General features: G+C 54.7%; 17 protein-coding genes. 4 read left to right on the forward strand and 13 right to left on the reverse strand.

Translation table 11 applies throughout. The features are described 5' to 3' along the window. Positions 1–6: 6 nt before the first annotated feature. From nagK to lolC, 4 genes are read right to left on the reverse strand one after another with little or no spacing between them, the layout of a single operon-like run. On the reverse strand, positions 7–918 hold the full coding sequence (gene nagK, locus QE396_RS08115; RefSeq protein ID WP_025204444.1) for an N-acetylglucosamine kinase: 912 nt from the start codon (positions 916–918) through the stop codon (positions 7–9). Between the two features lie 54 nt (positions 919–972). Then, complete coding sequence (gene lolE, locus QE396_RS08120) at positions 973–2217, reverse strand: lipoprotein-releasing ABC transporter permease subunit LolE (RefSeq protein WP_014169597.1); 1245 nt, start codon at positions 2215–2217, stop codon at positions 973–975. Next, positions 2217–2918, reverse strand: coding sequence for a lipoprotein-releasing ABC transporter ATP-binding protein LolD (gene lolD / locus QE396_RS08125; RefSeq protein WP_020884656.1), 702 nt, complete (start codon positions 2916–2918; stop codon positions 2217–2219). The genes lolE and lolD overlap by 1 nt, the downstream gene beginning before the upstream one ends. After that, positions 2911–4110 (reverse strand): lipoprotein-releasing ABC transporter permease subunit LolC, encoded by a 1200-nt coding sequence (gene lolC, locus QE396_RS08130; RefSeq protein ID WP_032681244.1) that lies wholly within the window; start codon positions 4108–4110, stop codon positions 2911–2913. Before lolC ends, lolD begins: the two co-directional genes overlap by 8 nt. 256 nt (positions 4111–4366) lie before the next feature. Here lolC and QE396_RS08135 point away from each other — a divergent pair, with 256 nt between their 5' ends. From QE396_RS08135 to QE396_RS08145, 3 genes are all read left to right on the forward strand, one after another. Further along, on the forward strand, positions 4367–5440 hold the full coding sequence (locus QE396_RS08135; protein WP_047366428.1) for an acyltransferase family protein: 1074 nt from the start codon (positions 4367–4369) through the stop codon (positions 5438–5440). Positions 5441–5588: 148 nt separating this feature from the next. After that, positions 5589–9035, forward strand: coding sequence for a transcription-repair coupling factor (mfd, locus tag QE396_RS08140; RefSeq protein WP_025204447.1), 3447 nt, complete (start codon positions 5589–5591; stop codon positions 9033–9035). Between the two features lie 150 nt (positions 9036–9185). Then, positions 9186–10151 carry a L,D-transpeptidase family protein gene (locus tag QE396_RS08145; protein ID WP_032681246.1) on the forward strand — a complete coding sequence of 322 codons (966 nt, stop codon included), beginning with the start codon at positions 9186–9188 and terminating at the stop codon, positions 10149–10151. A 90-nt stretch (positions 10152–10241) separates the two neighbouring features. On the opposite strand, the gene bhsA is transcribed toward QE396_RS08145, so the two are convergent. Continuing rightward, positions 10242–10499: a multiple stress resistance protein BhsA gene (gene bhsA / locus QE396_RS08150; RefSeq protein ID WP_013097102.1), complete on the reverse strand. Its 258-nt coding sequence runs from the start codon at positions 10497–10499 to the stop codon at positions 10242–10244. A gap of 244 nt (positions 10500–10743) precedes the next feature. Between bhsA and comR the strand changes: the two genes are divergently transcribed. Continuing rightward, positions 10744–11379 carry a TetR family copper-responsive transcriptional repressor ComR gene (gene comR, locus QE396_RS08155; protein ID WP_014169591.1) on the forward strand — a complete coding sequence of 212 codons (636 nt, stop codon included), beginning with the start codon at positions 10744–10746 and terminating at the stop codon, positions 11377–11379. 60 nt (positions 11380–11439) lie between these two features. Here the strand turns inward: comR and QE396_RS08160 are convergent, their stop codons facing one another. The 8 genes from QE396_RS08160 to hinT all read right to left on the reverse strand — a co-directional run bounded on the left by QE396_RS08160 (position 11440) and on the right by hinT (position 17525). Then, a complete protein-coding gene (locus QE396_RS08160) occupies positions 11440–11979 on the reverse strand; it encodes a glycine zipper 2TM domain-containing protein (protein WP_008500779.1) in 540 nt (179 codons plus the stop codon). A 192-nt stretch (positions 11980–12171) separates the two neighbouring features. After that, positions 12172–13476, reverse strand: coding sequence for an NAD(P)/FAD-dependent oxidoreductase (locus QE396_RS08165; protein WP_025204449.1), 1305 nt, complete (start codon positions 13474–13476; stop codon positions 12172–12174). 236 nt (positions 13477–13712) lie between these two features. Then, entirely contained in the window at positions 13713–14255 is a 543-nt protein-coding gene (gene ycfP / locus QE396_RS08170) for an alpha/beta hydrolase YcfP (protein WP_013097106.1), read from the reverse strand. Positions 14256–14289: 34 nt separating this feature from the next. Beyond that, positions 14290–15315, reverse strand: coding sequence for a beta-N-acetylhexosaminidase (gene nagZ / locus QE396_RS08175; protein ID WP_020884661.1), 1026 nt, complete (start codon positions 15313–15315; stop codon positions 14290–14292). A gap of 11 nt (positions 15316–15326) precedes the next feature. Beyond that, positions 15327–16151 (reverse strand): thiamine kinase, encoded by an 825-nt coding sequence (thiK, locus tag QE396_RS08180; RefSeq protein WP_047366427.1) that lies wholly within the window; start codon positions 16149–16151, stop codon positions 15327–15329. Next, positions 16132–16779 carry a penicillin-binding protein activator LpoB gene (lpoB, locus tag QE396_RS08185; protein WP_014169586.1) on the reverse strand — a complete coding sequence of 216 codons (648 nt, stop codon included), beginning with the start codon at positions 16777–16779 and terminating at the stop codon, positions 16132–16134. The genes thiK and lpoB overlap by 20 nt, the downstream gene beginning before the upstream one ends. A gap of 10 nt (positions 16780–16789) precedes the next feature. Continuing rightward, positions 16790–17164 carry a YcfL family protein gene (locus QE396_RS08190; protein ID WP_014169585.1) on the reverse strand — a complete coding sequence of 125 codons (375 nt, stop codon included), beginning with the start codon at positions 17162–17164 and terminating at the stop codon, positions 16790–16792. A gap of 1 nt (position 17165) precedes the next feature. After that, the gene (gene hinT, locus QE396_RS08195; RefSeq protein WP_309950658.1) at positions 17166–17525 is read right to left on the reverse strand and encodes a purine nucleoside phosphoramidase; all 360 of its coding nucleotides are present in this window, start codon (positions 17523–17525) and stop codon (positions 17166–17168) included. Positions 17526–17862 lie beyond the last annotated feature (337 nt).

Genomic DNA, 17862 nt, shown 5'->3' on the forward strand with positions numbered 1-17862 from the left:
CGTAAACTAATCGGTGAGATGAAGGAATGCGGCTCCGCGCATCCCTCCTGCGTCCCCGTGTCGCGCACGTTCAATACGCGGCACGCGGGCAACCGGCAATAAATGTCGGGGCAAACGCCCGGACAGCTGTTCCGTTAACGCGCTAAAGTTTGAAAGCCCTCCCCCAATCACCAGCAGATCCGGGTCGACGATGGTGAGAATATTTCCCAGACACACCGCCAGCAGATCCAGATAGCGCTCAACGTGCTCTCGCGCCTGCGCATCCCCCTGCTCCCACAAGGTAATGATTTGAGGGGCTTCAAGTTTCTGATGATAGAAGTGTTCGTAAAGCCATGCAAACCCACGTCCGGAGAGGTAGTTCTCAATACAGCCATGCTGACCGCAACCGCAGCGGGTCAGCGGGAAGTCGCGCCCGACGACCGCCAGGGCATCAACCGGCAGGCGGATATGGCCGAACTCTCCCGTAATGTAACTGCGCCCGGTAATCGGCTTACCGTTGATGACGATCCCTCCCCCTACGCCCGTGCCGAGGATCAGCCCCATCACCAGCGGATAGCGCTGAAACTCATCGTCCCAGGCTTCGGAGAGTGCAAAACAGTTGGCATCATTATCTAAACGCACGTCGCGTTCAAGCAGAGCGGAGAGATCGGCGCGCAGCGGTTTACCGCTGGCAGCAGGAACGTTGGCCGCATACAGCGTACCATCGTCAGTTTCGGGCATTCCCGGAATACCAATGCCGACGCTGCCTTTCACGCCAAAACGTGAATCAGCTTGCGCCACCAGCGCGGCAATGGCAGTTAAAAATTCATCATAGCTTTCGCGTGGTGTGGGAACGCGGGTTTCCCACTGCAGTTTGAGGTTTTTATCAAACACGCCCAGCGCAATTTTGGTGCCGCCAATATCAAATCCATAATACATCACGCATTCCTCTTTTTGATTTGGCGGCCTGACGACCGCTAAATCATGACGTAATTACTGGCCACTTAGTACCCTCGCCGGATCAATTCGGCTTGCGCGACGCGCCGGATACCAGCTTGCCAGCAGACTCAGTAAAAGTGCCGTTACCAGCACATAAAAAACGTCCAGCCAGTGCAATTCAGACGGCAGGAAGTCAATAAAATAGATATCACCTGACAGGAACTGGTGGCCAATAAGCGCCTCGATGCCATTGATAATTGGCGTCAGCTGCAGAGAAACCACCACGCCAATCACCACGCCACAGAGGCTCCCGAACAGTCCAGCCAGCAGACCGTACCAGACAAAGATGGCGCGAATAAGACCGTCTTTTGCCCCCAGGGTACGCAGGACGGCGATGTCGCCGCTCTTGTCTTTGACCGCCATCACCAGCGTCGAAACGATATTAAAGCACGCGACCCCAATCACCAGCACCATCGCCAGATACATAATGGCGCGGATCATCTGGATATCACGGTACATATAACCGTAAGTGCCAATCCAGCTTTTGATGTAGACATAGTTATTGGTCACGCTGCCGGCATCACGCACCAGCTTATTGGCGTTGAAGACGTCGTTGACCTTAATGGCAATCCCCGTCACGCTGTCGGCCATGTCGAGATACTGGCGCGCATCTTCCATCGGCACCATCGCAAAGCTGTGATCGAGCTGGCCGCTTAACTGAAGAATACCGGTGACGTGCAGACGTACGCGTTTAGGCTGCTGCAGCTTGTGGTCGGCACTGGCGTTCGGGATCATGATAGAGACCCAGTCGCCCTGCTTAACCTTCAGGGCCTCGGCAACGCCTTTGCCCATAATAATTTGCTGTTCACCGGCCTTAAAGTTTGCCCACGCGCCGTTTTGCACATATTTCGGCAACGCGCTGAGGCGCTCTTCCTGCACCGGGTTCACCCCTTTTACCTGAATGGCGCGCAGGTTAACGCCGCTCTCGACCAGCCCTGTAAAGTTAATGTAAGGCGCGGCCGCCACGATGCCTGGCACTTTTTCGATTTTGCTCAGGGCATCGCTCCAGTGCGTCCACGGCTGATTCACCGGTTCGATTTCACCGTGCGGGACCACCGCCAGGATGCGGTTATTCAGTTCACGCTCAAAACCGTTCATGGCGCTAAGGCCCACGATCAGCACCGCCACCCCCAGCGCAATACCGATGGTGGAGATCACCGAGATCAGTGACACCATGCCGCCGCGACGACGTCCGCGGCTAAAACGCAACCCTATGAGTAACGATAACGGTGAAGCCATTACTCCGCCCCCATCAGGGTCAGTTCTGGGTTCAGATGACCGTCGCGCATCTCAAGCTGACGTCCCATCCGTTTTGCCAGCTGGAGATCGTGGGTTACCACCAGAAACGCGGTTCCCTGCGAGGCATTCAACTCACCCAGCAGCTGGAAAATACTGTCCGCGTTGCGGGCGTCCAGGTTACCCGTTGGCTCATCCGCCAGTACCAGGCGCGGATTGTTGACCAGCGCACGCGCAATGGCCACACGCTGGCGTTCACCGCCGGAAAGTTCAGAAGGACGATGATTACCGCGATGCCCAAGCCCAACCGCTTTCAGCATATCGCTGGCGCGGGTGTTAATTTCTGCGGGTTTCTTTTTACCAATCAGCAGCGGCATCGCCACGTTTTCCAGCGCCGTGAAATCCGGCAGCAGGTGGTGAAACTGGTAGATAAAGCCCAGCTCGCGGTTACGCAGCTCCGCTTTTGCCGCAGATGACATTTTGCTCATCGGCTGGCCGGAGAAAATCACGTCACCGCTGGTGGGTGTATCCAGCCCACCGAGCAGGTGTAATAACGTACTTTTCCCGGAGCCGGAACTGCCCACAATCGCCATCATCTCACCTTCGCCTACGCTGAAGCTCACGTTGTGCAACACGTCAGTCTGCACAGTGCCTTCCTGATAGCGTTTGGACAGGTTGTCGCATTGCAACAGGATCTTATTCATAACGTAAAGCCTCAGCGGGTTGAGTGGCGGCAGCGCGCCAGGAAGGATAAAGCGTAGAAAGCAGCGCAATGGCCATCGCAGCCAGCGCAATTCCAATCACCTGTAACGGTTCGATAGCCACGGGCAGCGCCGCACCATCAAGCAGAGCGCCGATGATCGGCATTAAATTGTTAAGCTGGCTGGCGAGCAGCGCCCCCAGCGCCGCACCGAGTAGCGCACCGATAATCCCGGCACTGGCACCCTGCACCATAAATACCGCCATGATCTGGCGCGGCGTTAGCCCCTGAGTCTGCAGAATGGCGACCTCACCCTGCTTTTCCATCACCATCAACCCCAGTGAGGTGATGATGTTGAAGGCCGCGACCGCCACGATCAGGCTCAGCAGCAGCCCCATCATATTTTTTTCCATCCGCACGGCCTGGAACAGCTCGCCCTTGCGTTCACGCCAGTCCTGCCATTTGGTCCCTTCCGGCAACGTTTGCTGGCTGAGGGTATCCACTTTTAGCGGGGCGTCGAGCCACAGGCGCCAGCCGGTGATATTCCCCGCCGGATAGCGCATCAGACGTGACGCGTCCTGAATATTCACCAGCATCTGATAACCATCGACTTCGCTGTTGGCGGCAAACGTGCCAACCACCGTGAACAAGCGCTGGCTTGGCAAACGTCCCATCGGCGTAAACTGACTGGCCGACGGCACCATTACGCGCAGCTGGTCGCCACGGTTGACGCCAAGCTGCCCGGCCAGTTGCTCGCCGAGGATCACGTTATATTTGCCGGCTTCCAGGTCGGTCTGCTTCACGTTCACGAGGAACGGCGTCAGCGGGTCGTTTTGCGCCGGGTCAATGCCCAGCATCACGCCGACCGCCACGCTACGGGCGCTTTGCAGCACCACATCGCCCGTGGTTAACGGCGCAACGCGCGTGACACCCTGTAACTTCGCCGCGCTTTCCGGGAGCTGTTGTGGGTTAACGGAACCGTTGGTTGAGGAGAGGATAGCCTGCGGCATCAGCCCCAGGATGTTGTTTTGCAGCTCGCGCTCAAAGCCGTTCATGACGGAAAGAACCGTCACCAGAGCCATTACGCCAAGCGTAATGCCAATAGTCGAAAGCCAGGAGACAAAGCGACCGAAGCGGTCCGCGGCGCGCCCACGCATATAACGTAAGCCTATGAAGAGTGCGACAGGTTGGTACATGAAATCCGTCTGTTTGCTGATAGCAGACCCACGAGTATATAAGCGAATCCCTTAAGCGTAAATGACTGAAACCGTAAGCTTTGGTAATCATTTTTCTGAAAAATTCAGATAAATCAGGGTACTACTCTCTGAAACCTCACTGTACAGCCTCCACCTTTTCCGAAAAACCTCCTGATACAGACTGTTACCCGTTACATCACGGTTTTGTTTAACAACAATTGTTCGTTCGTTTATGGCAAAAAGGTAGTCGCGAACAATGAAGCAAAAAGCATTATGGATTAACCAGATAAAAGGGCTGTGTATCTGCCTGGTGGTTATCTACCATTCAGTCATCACCTTTTATCCCCATCTCAATGGGTTACAACATCCGTTATCCGGTCTTCTCGCCAAATGTTGGGTCTATTTTAATCTCTATCTTGCTCCCTTCCGCATGCCGGTGTTTTTCTTCATTTCCGGCTATCTGATTCGACGTTACATCGATGAGGTGGACTGGCGTACCAGTCTCGATAAACGGATCTGGAGTATTGTCTGGGTGCTGGCGCTGTGGGGCGTTCTGCAATGGCAGGCGCTGAGCCACCTCAACGCCTGGCTTGCTCCCGAGCGTGAACTGGCCACTTCCTCCAATGCGGCCTATGCCGATTCCCTTTCCGGGTTTGTGAAGGGAATGCTCACCGCCAGCACCAGTCTCTGGTATCTGTATGCCCTGGTGGTCTATTTCACGCTGTGTAAACTGCTGAGCCGCTGGAAGCTGCCGGTACTGGGGCTGCTGGCACTGGCGAGCGTCGCGATAAACTTCCTGCCGCTGCCGTGGTGGGGAATGAACAGCGTGGTGCGCAACATGATCTACTACAGCCTCGGCGCGTGGTATGGCGCTGAGCTGATGGCGTGGATGAAAGGGTTCAATCTGCGTCGCGCCTGGCTGGCATTAGCCGCGTTCGCTGCCGTTTCTGTGGTGCTGTGGTTTGCTAACGTCCCGCTGCTGCTCTCCCTGCTGTCGATTGTGTTAATCATGAAGCTTTTCTACAGCATTGAGCAACGTTATGCCGTCCATCCTAATAATCTGCTTAACGTGATCGGTTCTAATACCATCGCGATTTATACCACCCATCGCATCCTGATTGAGGCCTTTAGCCTGTTCCTGATTGGTGAGATGAATGCCGCATACTGGCCGGTCTGGGCGGAACTGACGTTGATTCTGGTCTACCCGTTTGCCAGCCTGTTGCTCTGCACCGTTGCCGGGCTTGGGGTCCGTAAGATCTCCACCGCACTGTTTGGTGATGTGTTCTTCTCCCCGCCTTCCACGCTTTCTCCGTCATCGGCCAGCCGCTGATGCGCTTTTCGCCCCCTTTTGGGGGCGAATTTCCTCCCTGTGCGGTTCCGGTTTGATTATGTAAAACGATCGAGGATAATAAAGACATTGCGTATCAGTGATATGCCCCAATACTGTTGGTATATCCCCAAGAGACTCTGACATAGCCATGCCTGAACACTATCGATATTCCTTGCCTGTCAAAGCGGGCGATCAGCGCCAGCTGGGCGAACTTACTGGCGCGGCGTGCGCCACGCTGGTGGCAGAAATCGCTGAGCGACACCCGGGTCCGGTGGTACTGGTTGCCCCGGATATGCAAAATGCCCTGCGTCTGCATGATGAAATCCGCCAGTTCACTGACAATCTGGTGTTCAGTCTGGCCGACTGGGAAACGCTGCCGTATGACAGTTTCTCGCCGCACCAGGAGATCATCTCCTCTCGTCTGTCGACCCTGTATCAGTTACCGACGATGCAGCGCGGCGTGCTGATCGTCCCCGTAAACACCCTGATGCAGCGCGTCTGTCCGCACAGCTATCTTCATGGCCATGCGCTGGTGATGAAAAAAGGCCAGCGCCTGTCCCGGGACGCCCTGCGCGCGCAGCTCGACAGCGCCGGTTATCGCCATGTCGATCAGGTGATGGAGCACGGGGAATATGCCACGCGTGGTGCACTGCTCGATCTTTACCCGATGGGCAGCGACCAGCCGTATCGTCTGGATTTCTTCGATGATGAAATCGACAGCCTGCGCGTGTTCGACGCCGACACGCAGCGCACGCTGGAAGAAGTGGACTCCATCAATTTACTGCCCGCACATGAGTTCCCGACCGACAAAACCGCAATCGAGCTGTTCCGCAGCCAGTGGCGCGACAGATTCGACGTCAAACGCGATGCCGAACATATCTATCAGCAGGTCAGCAAAGGGACGCTGCCGGCGGGTATTGAATACTGGCAGCCGCTGTTTTTTAACGAGCCTCTGCCCGCGCTGTTCAGCTATTTCCCGGCCAATACGCTGATTGTTAACACCGGTGATATCGACGCCAGCGCCAGCCGTTTTGAGAGCGAAACTCGCGCCCGCTTTGAAAACCGGGGCGTGGACCCGATGCGTCCGCTGTTGCCACCGGAGGTGCTGTGGCTGCGCACTGATGAGCTGAACGCCGAGCTGAAACGCTGGCCGCGTATGCAGCTAAAAACCGATTCGCTCGCCGACAAGGCCGCCAATACCAACCTCGCCTTCCGCACGCTACCGGATTTATCCGTTCAGGCGCAGCAGAAGTCGCCGCTGGATAATCTGCGCAAGTTCCTCGAATCCTTTACCGGGCCGGTCGTGTTTTCCGTTGAAAGTGAAGGCCGCCGGGAAGCGCTGGGTGAACTGCTGGGGCGGATCAAAATTGCGCCGAAACGTATTTTGCGCCTGAGTGAAGCCACCGGTAATGGCCGTTATCTGATGATTGGCTCCGCCGAGCACGGGTTTGTGGATACCCTCAACAATCTGGCGCTGATTTGCGAAAGCGACCTGCTGGGGGAACGCGTGGCGCGCCGCCGTCAGGACAGCCGTCGCACCATTAATCCGGACACGCTGATCCGTAACCTCGCCGAACTGCACCCCGGCCAGCCGATTGTTCACCTCGAGCACGGGGTTGGCCGTTATCAGGGCATGACGACGCTGGAAGCCGGTGGCATCAAGGGCGAATACCTGATGCTGACCTACGCCAATGACGCCAAACTCTATGTGCCGGTCTCTTCCCTGCATCTCATCAGCCGCTATGCCGGCGGTGCAGAAGATCATGCGCCATTACATAAACTGGGCGGCGACGCCTGGGCGCGCGCGCGGCAGAAAGCCGCGGAAAAAGTGCGTGATGTGGCGGCAGAACTGCTGGATATCTACGCCCAACGCGCGGCCAAAGAAGGCTTTGCCTTCAGGCATGATAAACAACAGTACCAGATGTTCTGCGATAGCTTCCCGTTTGAAACCACGCCGGATCAGGCCCAGGCCATTAATGCTGTGCTGAGCGACATGTGCCAGCCGCTGGCGATGGACAGGCTGGTTTGCGGGGATGTCGGCTTCGGCAAAACCGAAGTGGCGATGCGCGCCGCCTTCCTCGCGGTAGAAAACAACAAACAGGTCGCGGTGCTGGTGCCTACCACCCTGCTCGCCCAGCAGCATTTTGACAACTTCCGCGACCGTTTCGCCAACTGGCCGGTTCGTATCGAGATGCTGTCGCGTTTTCGCAGTACCAAAGAGCAGACGCAGATTCTGGAACAGGCCAGCGAGGGTAAGATCGATATTCTGATCGGTACCCACAAGCTGCTGCAGAGTGATGTGAAGTGGAAAGATCTGGGGCTGTTGATCGTCGATGAAGAACACCGCTTCGGGGTCCGTCATAAAGAGCGTATTAAAGCGATGCGTGCCGACGTCGATATCCTCACACTGACCGCCACACCGATTCCGCGAACGCTGAATATGGCGATGAGCGGCATGCGCGACCTGTCGATTATCGCCACGCCGCCGGCACGTCGTCTGGCGGTAAAAACCTTTGTTCGTGAGTACGACAACCTGGTCGTCCGCGAGGCTATTCTGCGTGAAGTACTGCGCGGGGGTCAGGTCTATTATCTCTATAACGACGTGGAAAATATCCAGAAAGCGGCGGACAGGCTGGCAGAACTGGTGCCGGAAGCGCGCATCGCTATCGGTCACGGTCAAATGCGCGAGCGCGAGCTGGAGCGGGTGATGAACGATTTCCACCACCAGCGCTTTAACGTCCTGGTGTGTACCACCATCATTGAGACCGGGATCGATATTCCGACGGCCAATACCATCATTATTGAGCGCGCGGATCACTTTGGACTGGCGCAGCTTCACCAGTTGCGTGGCCGCGTTGGCCGCTCGCACCATCAGGCCTACGCCTGGCTGCTGACCCCGCATCCGAAAGCGATGACCACCGATGCGCAAAAACGTCTGGAGGCTATCGCGTCGCTGGAAGATCTGGGCGCGGGCTTCGCGCTGGCGACACACGACCTTGAGATCCGCGGTGCAGGTGAACTTCTGGGCGAAGACCAGAGCGGCTCGATGGAAACCATCGGCTTCTCGCTCTATATGGAGCTGCTGGAAAATGCGGTCGATGCCCTGAAGGCCGGACGTGAGCCATCGCTGGAAGATCTGACCAGCCAGCAGACTGAGGTGGAACTGCGCATGCCTTCCCTGCTACCGGATGATTTTATTCCGGATGTGAACACGCGTCTGTCGTTCTACAAACGTATCGCCAGTGCGAAAAATGAGAACGAACTGGATGAAATTAAGGTAGAGCTGATCGATCGCTTTGGCCTGTTGCCGGATGCCGCGAGAAACCTGCTGGATATTGCGAGGCTGCGCCAGCAGGCACAGAAGCTGGGCATTCGTAAGCTCGAAGGCAATGAAAAAGGTGGCGTGATTGAATTTGCCGAGAAGAATCACGTTAATCCGATGTGGCTAATCGGTCTGCTCCAGAAACAGCCGCAGCATTTCCGTCTGGATGGTCCAACGCGTCTGAAATTTACGCAGGAGCTGACGGATCGTAAAAACCGGATGGAGTGGGTTCGTCACTTTATGCGTCAGCTGGAAGAGAACGCTGTTGCATAATTCCCCCTTCCCCCCGTTGGCGCAATGCTTACGGGGGGACAATTTACAAACTCTTTGCACTTCACCTGGATTTCCCGACATACCCATTCGCCATAATTATCGTTAACGCCTTATAAAACAATAACCTTATTATTTATATGGATTATGGTGATGATGACCTCTTCGCGTTTTACCCGCTGGATAACCGTGTTTGCGCTGGCAGCAACGGTAGCTGTTGCGCTTCCTGCACGCGCAAATACCTGGCCTCTTCCCCCTGCTGGCAGCAAGGTCGTGGGCGAAAACCGTTTTCATGTGGTTGAAAATAATGGGGGATCGCTCGAAGCGATTGCCAAAAAATATAACGTAGGCTTTCTGGCTCTGCTGCAGGCTAACCCTGGCGTCGATCCCTATGTGCCACGCGCTGGCAGCGTCCTGACCATCCCGTTGCAGACCATTCTCCCGGATGTAGCGCGCGAAGGGATCGTGATAAACCTTGCCGAGCTGCGTCTTTACTATTACCCGCCGGGTAAAAATGAAGTCACCGTTTATCCAATCGGTATTGGCCAGCTGGGCGGCGACACGCTGACCCCAACAATGGTCACCACCGTATCGGATAAACGTGCCAACCCAACCTGGACGCCAACGGCTAATATTCGTGCTCGCTATAAAGCACAGGGAATTGATTTACCGGCTGTGGTGCCAGCGGGTCCGGAGAATCCGATGGGTCACCACGCGATCCGTCTTGCGGCCTATGGTGGCGTTTACCTTCTGCATGGAACAAATGCGGATTTCGGTATCGGGATGCGCGTCAGTTCCGGCTGTATTCGTCTGCGCGATGATGATATCAAGACGCTCTATAGCGTGATCACCCCTGGTACCCGAGTGAATATTATTAATACGCCCATTAAGGTTTCTGAGGAGCCGGGTGGCGTAAGACTGGTTGAAATTCACCAGCCGTTATCGAAAAACATTGGCGACGATCCGCAGACACTGCCAATAAATCTGAATGCCGCGATGGTGAGCTTTAAAACGAATGCCCGCACGGATGGCATCGTGATGGAGCGTGCGATGGAGGCGCGTTCCGGGATGCCCACCGATGTCACCCGGCATCAGGATGTCACCCAGCAGTCGATGTGATCCCCAATAAAAAAAGCCCTGCTAAGCAGGGCTTTTTTACAGTGGCATCGCAGTGGCATCGCAGTGGCATAAATGAGGGTTTAGCCAGGCTTATTTGTAGATAACAGCGGTGCCGTGCAGGGTGTTAGGACCGGTCACTGAGGTGATGCGGAAAGATTTTGCACCCATCTCGTCAGCTTTCTGCGCCAGCTGATCTTCCAGTGAGCCCAGGTTAGTCCCGGCAGAAGCAGAGATAGTCCCGACTTTATGCTGGTCAGCAGGGGTTGATTGCACTTCAACAGCAGCGAAGCTTGCGAAAGAAAGTGAACTCAGAACAGCAGCAGCGATGAGGGTTTTTACGTTTTTCATGATTTTTACCTTTGGGCAGATGATTTGGAGGTCGTTAGCTATTTAGTTAACGATCGATAGGTAAATCATAAATGTGATCCAGCTCACGCGTCAACATCTTTTTATAACGAACATTAATTAAATTTTAAATTCGTTATTTTTCATACCCATATGATTAATTTATTTTTCTCTCATCAGTGCTGGTGGTCACCCGCGATTATTTTTATAATGATTATTCAACAAACCAACAGAGGACCAACGGCAAATGACAACCGACGTGACGAGTTGCGCGAAGAAAAGCCGTGGCCGACCAAAAGTGTTCGACAGGGATGCAGCGCTTGATAAGGCCATGACTCTCTTCTGGCAACATGGGTATGAAGCGACCTCGCTTTCCGATCTGGTGGAAGCTACCGGTGCCAAAGCACCCACGCTGTATGCTGAATTCACCAATAAAGAGGGGCTGTTCAGGGCGGTGCTGGACAGATACATTTCGCGCTTTGCGGCGAAACACGAAGCCCAGCTGTTTTGTGAAGAGAAAAGCGTCGAACAGGCGCTACGGGACTATTTCACCACCGTCGCGACCTGCTTCACCAGTAAAGATACCCCTGCGGGCTGCTTTATGATTAACACCTCTGCCACCCTTGCAGCCTCCTCAAAAGAGATTGCCAACACGGTGAAATCGCGCCATGCCATGCAGGAAGAGACGCTAAGCGCGTTCCTGTCTCAGCGCCAACAACGAGGTGAAATTCCTGCGCATTGCAATCCACAGATGCTGGCGCAATACCTGAACTGTATTTTGCAGGGTATGTCGATAAGCGCTCGTGAAGGGGCTACGCTGGAAAAACTGCAAACCATTACCGCGACCACGCTAAAACTGTGGCCTGAACTGCTCAAAATCTGACGCAAAAAAAAAGCTCCTCAGCCTGAGCGCTTGAGGAGCTAAGTTCAGAGAACATCTTTTTTACACTTTGTTATTCAGTACCAGCTGACCGTTTCCATCCAGCGGAATTTGAGTACCCGGGTCTTTATCCATGCGGATCTTGCCCTGCTGATCGCCAATTTTGTACGTCACGTCGTAACCCAGCATTTTCTCCGACTTGTCATAGACGGTTTTGCAGCGCTGCTGAGTCGTCGTGTACGTGTCGTTATCCTGCATAGCGCCCTGCACCTGGTTACCGGCATAGCCGCCGCCCAGCGCGCCGACCACGGTCGCCACATCTTTACCACGACCACCACCAAACTGATGGCCAATCACACCACCGGCAACCGCACCCAGTACTGAACCGGCGATACGGTTTTCATCCTGTACCGGACGGCGATGGGTCACGGAGACGTTACGGCACTCCTGACGAGGCGTTTTCACGGTTTCTTTAATCGGGGTAGCAGACACGACCTGTGCGTATTGTGGGCCGCGATCCAGTACGTTGAGACTGGCAACGGCAGCCACACCTAACGCAGCAGCGACGCCAATCCCTATACCCGCCAACATTGATTTATTCACGGGACTTCCTCCTTTGTTGCTATTGGTAACAATTTTGCAATGCAGGTCGCGCTTCGCCAATAAGACAAAGGATCAAAAAGTGGATGTGGAGGAGAGATATATAGTGTTTAGGAGAACTCTTAAGCACTCAATGTACGATGAGCAGCATGATATGCTAAAAATTCCCTCCGGAGGCCCCGGAGGGAGAGAATATTAGTGCAGCTTCAGGCGTGGTCGAATAACGCGGTTGATTCGTCCCACCAGCATCATCAGCCCGGTTTTAAAGTAACCGTGCAGGGCAATCTGGTGCATACGATAGAGCGAAATATAGACAAAGCGTGCAATACGCCCTTCCACCATCATAGAGCCGCGCATCAGGTTACCCATCAGGCTGCCGACGGTAGAGAAGTTCGAGAGCGATACCAGAGAACCATGGTCTTTATAGACATAGGCTTTCATCGGCTTACCTTTGTACTGCGCCAGAATATTGTGCAGTACCAGGCTTGCCATCTGGTGCGCTGCCTGAGCACGCGGAGGCACAAAACCACCCTCCGGACGCGCGCAGGAAGCACAGTCGCCGATGGCGAAAATGTCCGGATCGCGTGTGGTTTGCAGGGTCGGCTCGGTCACCAGCTGGTTAATACGGTTCGTTTCCAGCCCGCCAATCTCTTTCATAAAATCAGGCGCTTTGATGCCAGCAGCCCAGACCATCAGGTCTGCTTTGATGTACTCGCCATCTTTGGTATGCAGGCCGCCGTCGTCCGCGCTGGTCACCATGGTTTGGGTCAGAACCCGCACGCCCAGCTTGGTCAGTTCATTATGCGCCGCACCGGAAATGCGCGGAGGCAGCGCCGGCAGGATACGTTCACCCGCTTCAACCAGCGTCACGTTCAGCGCGTCATTGGTTAAGCCTTTATAACCGTAGCTGTGCAGCTGTTTCACCGCGTTGTGCAGTTCAGCAGAAAGCTCGACGCCCGTCGCCCCCCCACCAACAATCGCGATATTAACTTTCCCGTTCGCACCCATATTGCTGGTGTACTTCAGGAACAGGTTCAGCATTTCCTGGTGGAAACGACGTGCCTGATGTGGGTTATCGAGGAAGATACAGTGCTCTTTTACACCTGGTGTGTTGAAGTCATTGGAGGTACTGCCCAGCGCCATGACCAGCGTGTCATACGGCAGTTTGCGCTCAGGAACCAGCAGTTCCCCTTTTTCATCGCGCAGCTCTGCCAGGGTAATGGTTTTGCTCTCACGATTGATATCCACCACGGAGCCCAGCTGGAACTGGAAATGGTGATTGCGCGCATGTGCCAGATAGCTCAGCGCGTCCACGCCCTCATCCAGTGAACCGGTCGCCACTTCGTGCAACAGCGGTTTCCACAGATGGCTATGGTTGCGATCCACCAGCGTAATTTTGGCTTTTTTGCCGCGACCGAGCTTCTTGCCTAACTGTGTAGCCAGCTCCAGCCCGCCAGCACCACCGCCGACAATCACTATCTTTTTCAATGGCGTAGTCAACGTGACCCCCTCAAATTATTAACCAATTGTTAATTAAAAGTTATAAAAATAACCTTTAATTAACAACAGGTTACAGCACTGAAACCATTCAGGTGCATTGAGAATACCACGTCAGGCGCATTGGTCATACCAAAATTGATATGCATCAAGTTTTGATGGCTTAAAAGTAGACAATTCTGGACAAAAAGAAAGCCCGGCGCTTTCGCGGCCGGGCCTGGCAGGTCGTACGCAGTGGCTTAGCCCAGGGTTTTGAAGGCTTTGATCCGCTGCAAATGCGGGGAGATGTTCTTGAATTTGTGGGTCTGTTCTTCATCCCAGACAATTTCGTAGTAATGATGCAGCAGCTCAGCCGCCCGGTGGCTGTTAAGGGCTTCATCATTACGCGACAAGATCACCAGACAACGGTCGCGGTTTTTCTCCCGAAAATTACTGACGCACTTGGTGGCAATATCGACATACTCTTCAGGGCGGTCAATTTTGCCTTCCATGTTCTCATTCGGGAAAAGATTAGGATTGAACACCACCTGGCGGATATCGCACAGGAATCCAATTCGCTCTGCCCAGTAGCCACCTAATCCCACGCCACAAATCAGTGGACGGTCATCGATGTTGAGCTGCAACATCTTGTCCACCTCTTTGAGCAGGTGCTGCATGTCATGCTTTGGATGGCGTGTGCTGTAACTGATCAGCCGGACATCCGGATCGATAAACTGCAGCTGCAGGACCTTCTCATGATTACCAGGACTGTTTGAGTCAAAACCGTGTAAATAGATGATCATTGTCTTCTCACCACGCTACGCCTTCCGGGAGGATTTACAGGCTGGCTTTATGTGCCTGCCAGCGTTCATTCAGGGCTTCAAGCTGCGCGTTGACCGTCTTCCAGCGCGCCGAGTCCATCAGCTCCTGACGGCTAAATGAACCTTTATGATACAATTGTGTAACACGCTGTGCATTGATCGGCGACAGGTTATCCAGCACGCTGACGGCACCTTTACGATTATTGCAGACGAGGATCATATCGCAACCTGCGTCCAGCGACGCCTGACCGCGCTCGGCGTAGCTGCCCATAATCGCCGCCCCTTCCATCGACAAATCGTCTGAGAAAATCACGCCATTAAACCCCAGTTCCTGACGCAAAACGGTTTTCAGCCAGTGCGCGGACCCGCTTGCAGGACGCGGGTCGACGTCGCTGTAAATCACGTGCGCTGGCATGATGGCGTCCAGCTTGTTATCGGTAATCAGGGAGCGGAACACCGACATATCTTTGGCACGAATATCAGCTTCCGGACGCGGATCGCGCGGCGTCTCTTTGTGCGAGTCGGCGGTCACCGCACCGTGTCCCGGGAAATGTTTCCCGGTGGTTTTCATTCCCGCGTCGTGCATACCGTCAATGAAACAGCTCGCTATCGCCAGCGCAATACGCGGATCTTCATGGTATGAGCGTTCGCCAATGGCGGCGCTGATATGCCCCACGTCCAGAACCGGCGCAAAACTGATGTCGATATCCATGGCAATCATCTCGCTGGCCATCAGCCAGCCAGCCTCTTGCGCCAGTTTGCCTCCCTCTTCCGTGCCCAGTAATGCCGCAAAAGATTGGGCGGCAGGCAGGCGAGTAAAGCCTTCGCGGAAACGCTGTACGCGTCCGCCTTCCTGATCGACGGCCACCACCAGATGATTGCGCGATGCAGCACGGATCTGGCGCACCAGTTCTCGCAGCTGCGCCGGATCGTGATAGTTGCGGGTGAACAGGATCAAGCCTCCCACCAGCGGGTGCGCCAGTATTTCACGCTCCTCCGCATCCAGTTCAAACCCTTCTACATCCAACATGACTGGACCCACACCAACCTCTCTTATCCTTTAGTTTGTAACTGACGCCAGGCATCATCTGCCAGCGCAATAAATTGTTTGTCTCGGGATTGCTGAAAGCGCATTTCAAACCAGCCAGCCATCAGCATGACGACCCATGGTCGCCAGCGCCTCACCTGACGCCTCAGGGCGTCGGCATTCATGTGCGCTATCCGGGCGTAGTCGGTGATGAGCCGCTGCCGCGCAGCATCATCTTCCGACCAGACGGCCGCCAGCTCCAGCGCCACGTCTCCGTCACCGGCATACTCCCAGTCGATAAGCCTCGCACCGAGGGACGTATGAACAATATTTCCGGCATGAACATCCATATGCAGCGGCGAGAGCCGAAGCGGCTGCGGTTCGCCCGTTTTACGCAGCCGTTTTAGCTGTGCCAGCCAGAATGGGGTTCGCCTGTCGGCCGAAGCCTGCTGCCAGTATTGTTCAAGCAACGGCAGCAGCATCACCCGCCACCCCAGACGCGGTTGCCGGTGCAGATGACAGAGCATAGCCGCAAGCACTGCCGTTTCCGGTAGCGTGTTGCCGATCTCCCCTGCCAGATACTCCACGGCCATCCAGCCCTGGCGGTAAAAACGGGGCTTTGGCACCAGAACCGCCGGAAGGCGTTTCAGTGCCCGAAACTGACGGCGGAAATGGGATGATGACGCTAAGGGATCGTGATTCTGCCGCAATACCAGACGTTGCTCGCCCTGCTCTATAATGCAACTCGCGCCGCCAAGCCCGGAAGGGGCCTGCGGCGCGATAAGGCGATACTGTGGAAAATAACGCGTCAGGATCTCTTCACGCGTACAGTCAGAGTTGCGTAACGGCACCTTTACCTGACCAGATAATCTCGCCTGTCTGAACCAGCATCAGCTGCATCTGCAGGGCTGGCGTATTCACGTTACCGGTGGCACTGGAGTAAAGCACATACTGCGCACCGACGTTACGGGCAATCCCAATCGCCTTGCTGCGTGAACCGAGGCTGTCCTGCGGTGACAGGCCCAACTGCTGCTTGGCTACCGCGAGCTGCTGTGCCGAGACCAGCGTAAACTTACCGTTATTGGCCAGGGCATTGCGCAGGGTTTCTGTCGCTTCGCCCGCGTTCAGCGAACCGTTGGTACGGTTATTCACGCTATCAACCAGCAATACGCTGCCCGCGGTCACACCCTGAGCCTGCAGCATTTTGCCGACCATCGGTTGCATCGCACCGTTCCAGTCATAATGACGAACGCGCGGCGCAGGCTGCGATGTCTGATCCGGATGTTCAATTGGACCAGGCTGCGACGGAATAGACGGCACAGTCGGTACGGTTGGCGGCGGCTGCGTTGGCTGTGTCGGCTGCTCGGTACCCGGTTTGGCCTCTTCCACAGGCGCAGGCTCTTCAGTTCGGGTCACACACCCTGCGAGGAACAGAGCGAAAGCAGTCACGAGCGCATAACGGCTCAAATTTTTAATCAAGGTTCACCCCTTACAGATAAAGATAAAGTCTCACCTTATGTGCACCCAGATAGTTGGCGCTGCCATAGAGCGTTACCGACGATCTTGCCGGAATAGTGACGCTGCGCGGCGCTTCCAGCGGATGCATTTCAAGACCTCGTACGTCATACCAGAAAAAACGGTAGTGCACCGTCACTGGTTCTTGTCTTTCATTAAAGAGCGTAGAGGAAGCAGAAGAGTTGATTTCACTGATCGACAACGCAGGTTGTTGCGCCGTGATGCCCGCAGCAAGTACGGAGGATTCCATCACCAGCGTCTGTTCATCGCTGACGGGGATCGCCGGACGCGTGCTGCACCCTACGATCAACATCGTCATTACCAGCGCTGCAATACGCCCTTTAAGCATGTCAAAGACCTTTATGTGCCAGCATCGGCCCCAGAGGACGTCCACCCAGCAGATGCATGTGAATATGATAAACTTCCTGACCACCGTGGCGATTACAGTTCATGATGAGACGGTAACCGTCATCAGCAATCCCTTCCTGCTCAGCAATTTTTGCGGCCACTATCAGCATACGACCTAACGCTACTTCATGCTCGGTTTTTACGTCGTTTACGGTCGGAATCAGAATATTAGGAATAATAAGGATATGTGTCGGAGCCTGAGGAGAAATGTCCCGGAAAGCCGTCACCAGCTCATCCTGATAAACGATATCCGAAGGGATTTCGCGGCGGATAATTTTACTAAAAATCGTTTCTTCAGCCATGACCTTTTCCTTTTTTGTTTAATCTGGCGTAGTGCGCCGCCATTAACACATTCTCAGTATTACTGTGTGACACAACACAAGAGTATGAGCGAGATTCTCCTGTCCTTTCAACCTTCTCCACCGATTTCTTTCCTGAATGTCCTCCAGCTGCCTGGAGAGTGAGCGCTGACGTGTCGCGATCGCCTGAAACATTATTTCAGTTCCTTTTGACACATCTGTTTACACCGTTAATCTCAATGCGTATATTTCGCATTTGCATTTTCATGCGCATTTTCAACATAGAAAACGACATCAGCCCGTACATGCGGGACTGATGCAGACCACCTTCACTATTCAT

The organism is Enterobacter sp. SORGH_AS_0287 (assembly GCF_031453695.1).
Classification (GTDB): Bacteria; Pseudomonadota; Gammaproteobacteria; order Enterobacterales; family Enterobacteriaceae; genus Enterobacter; species Enterobacter ludwigii.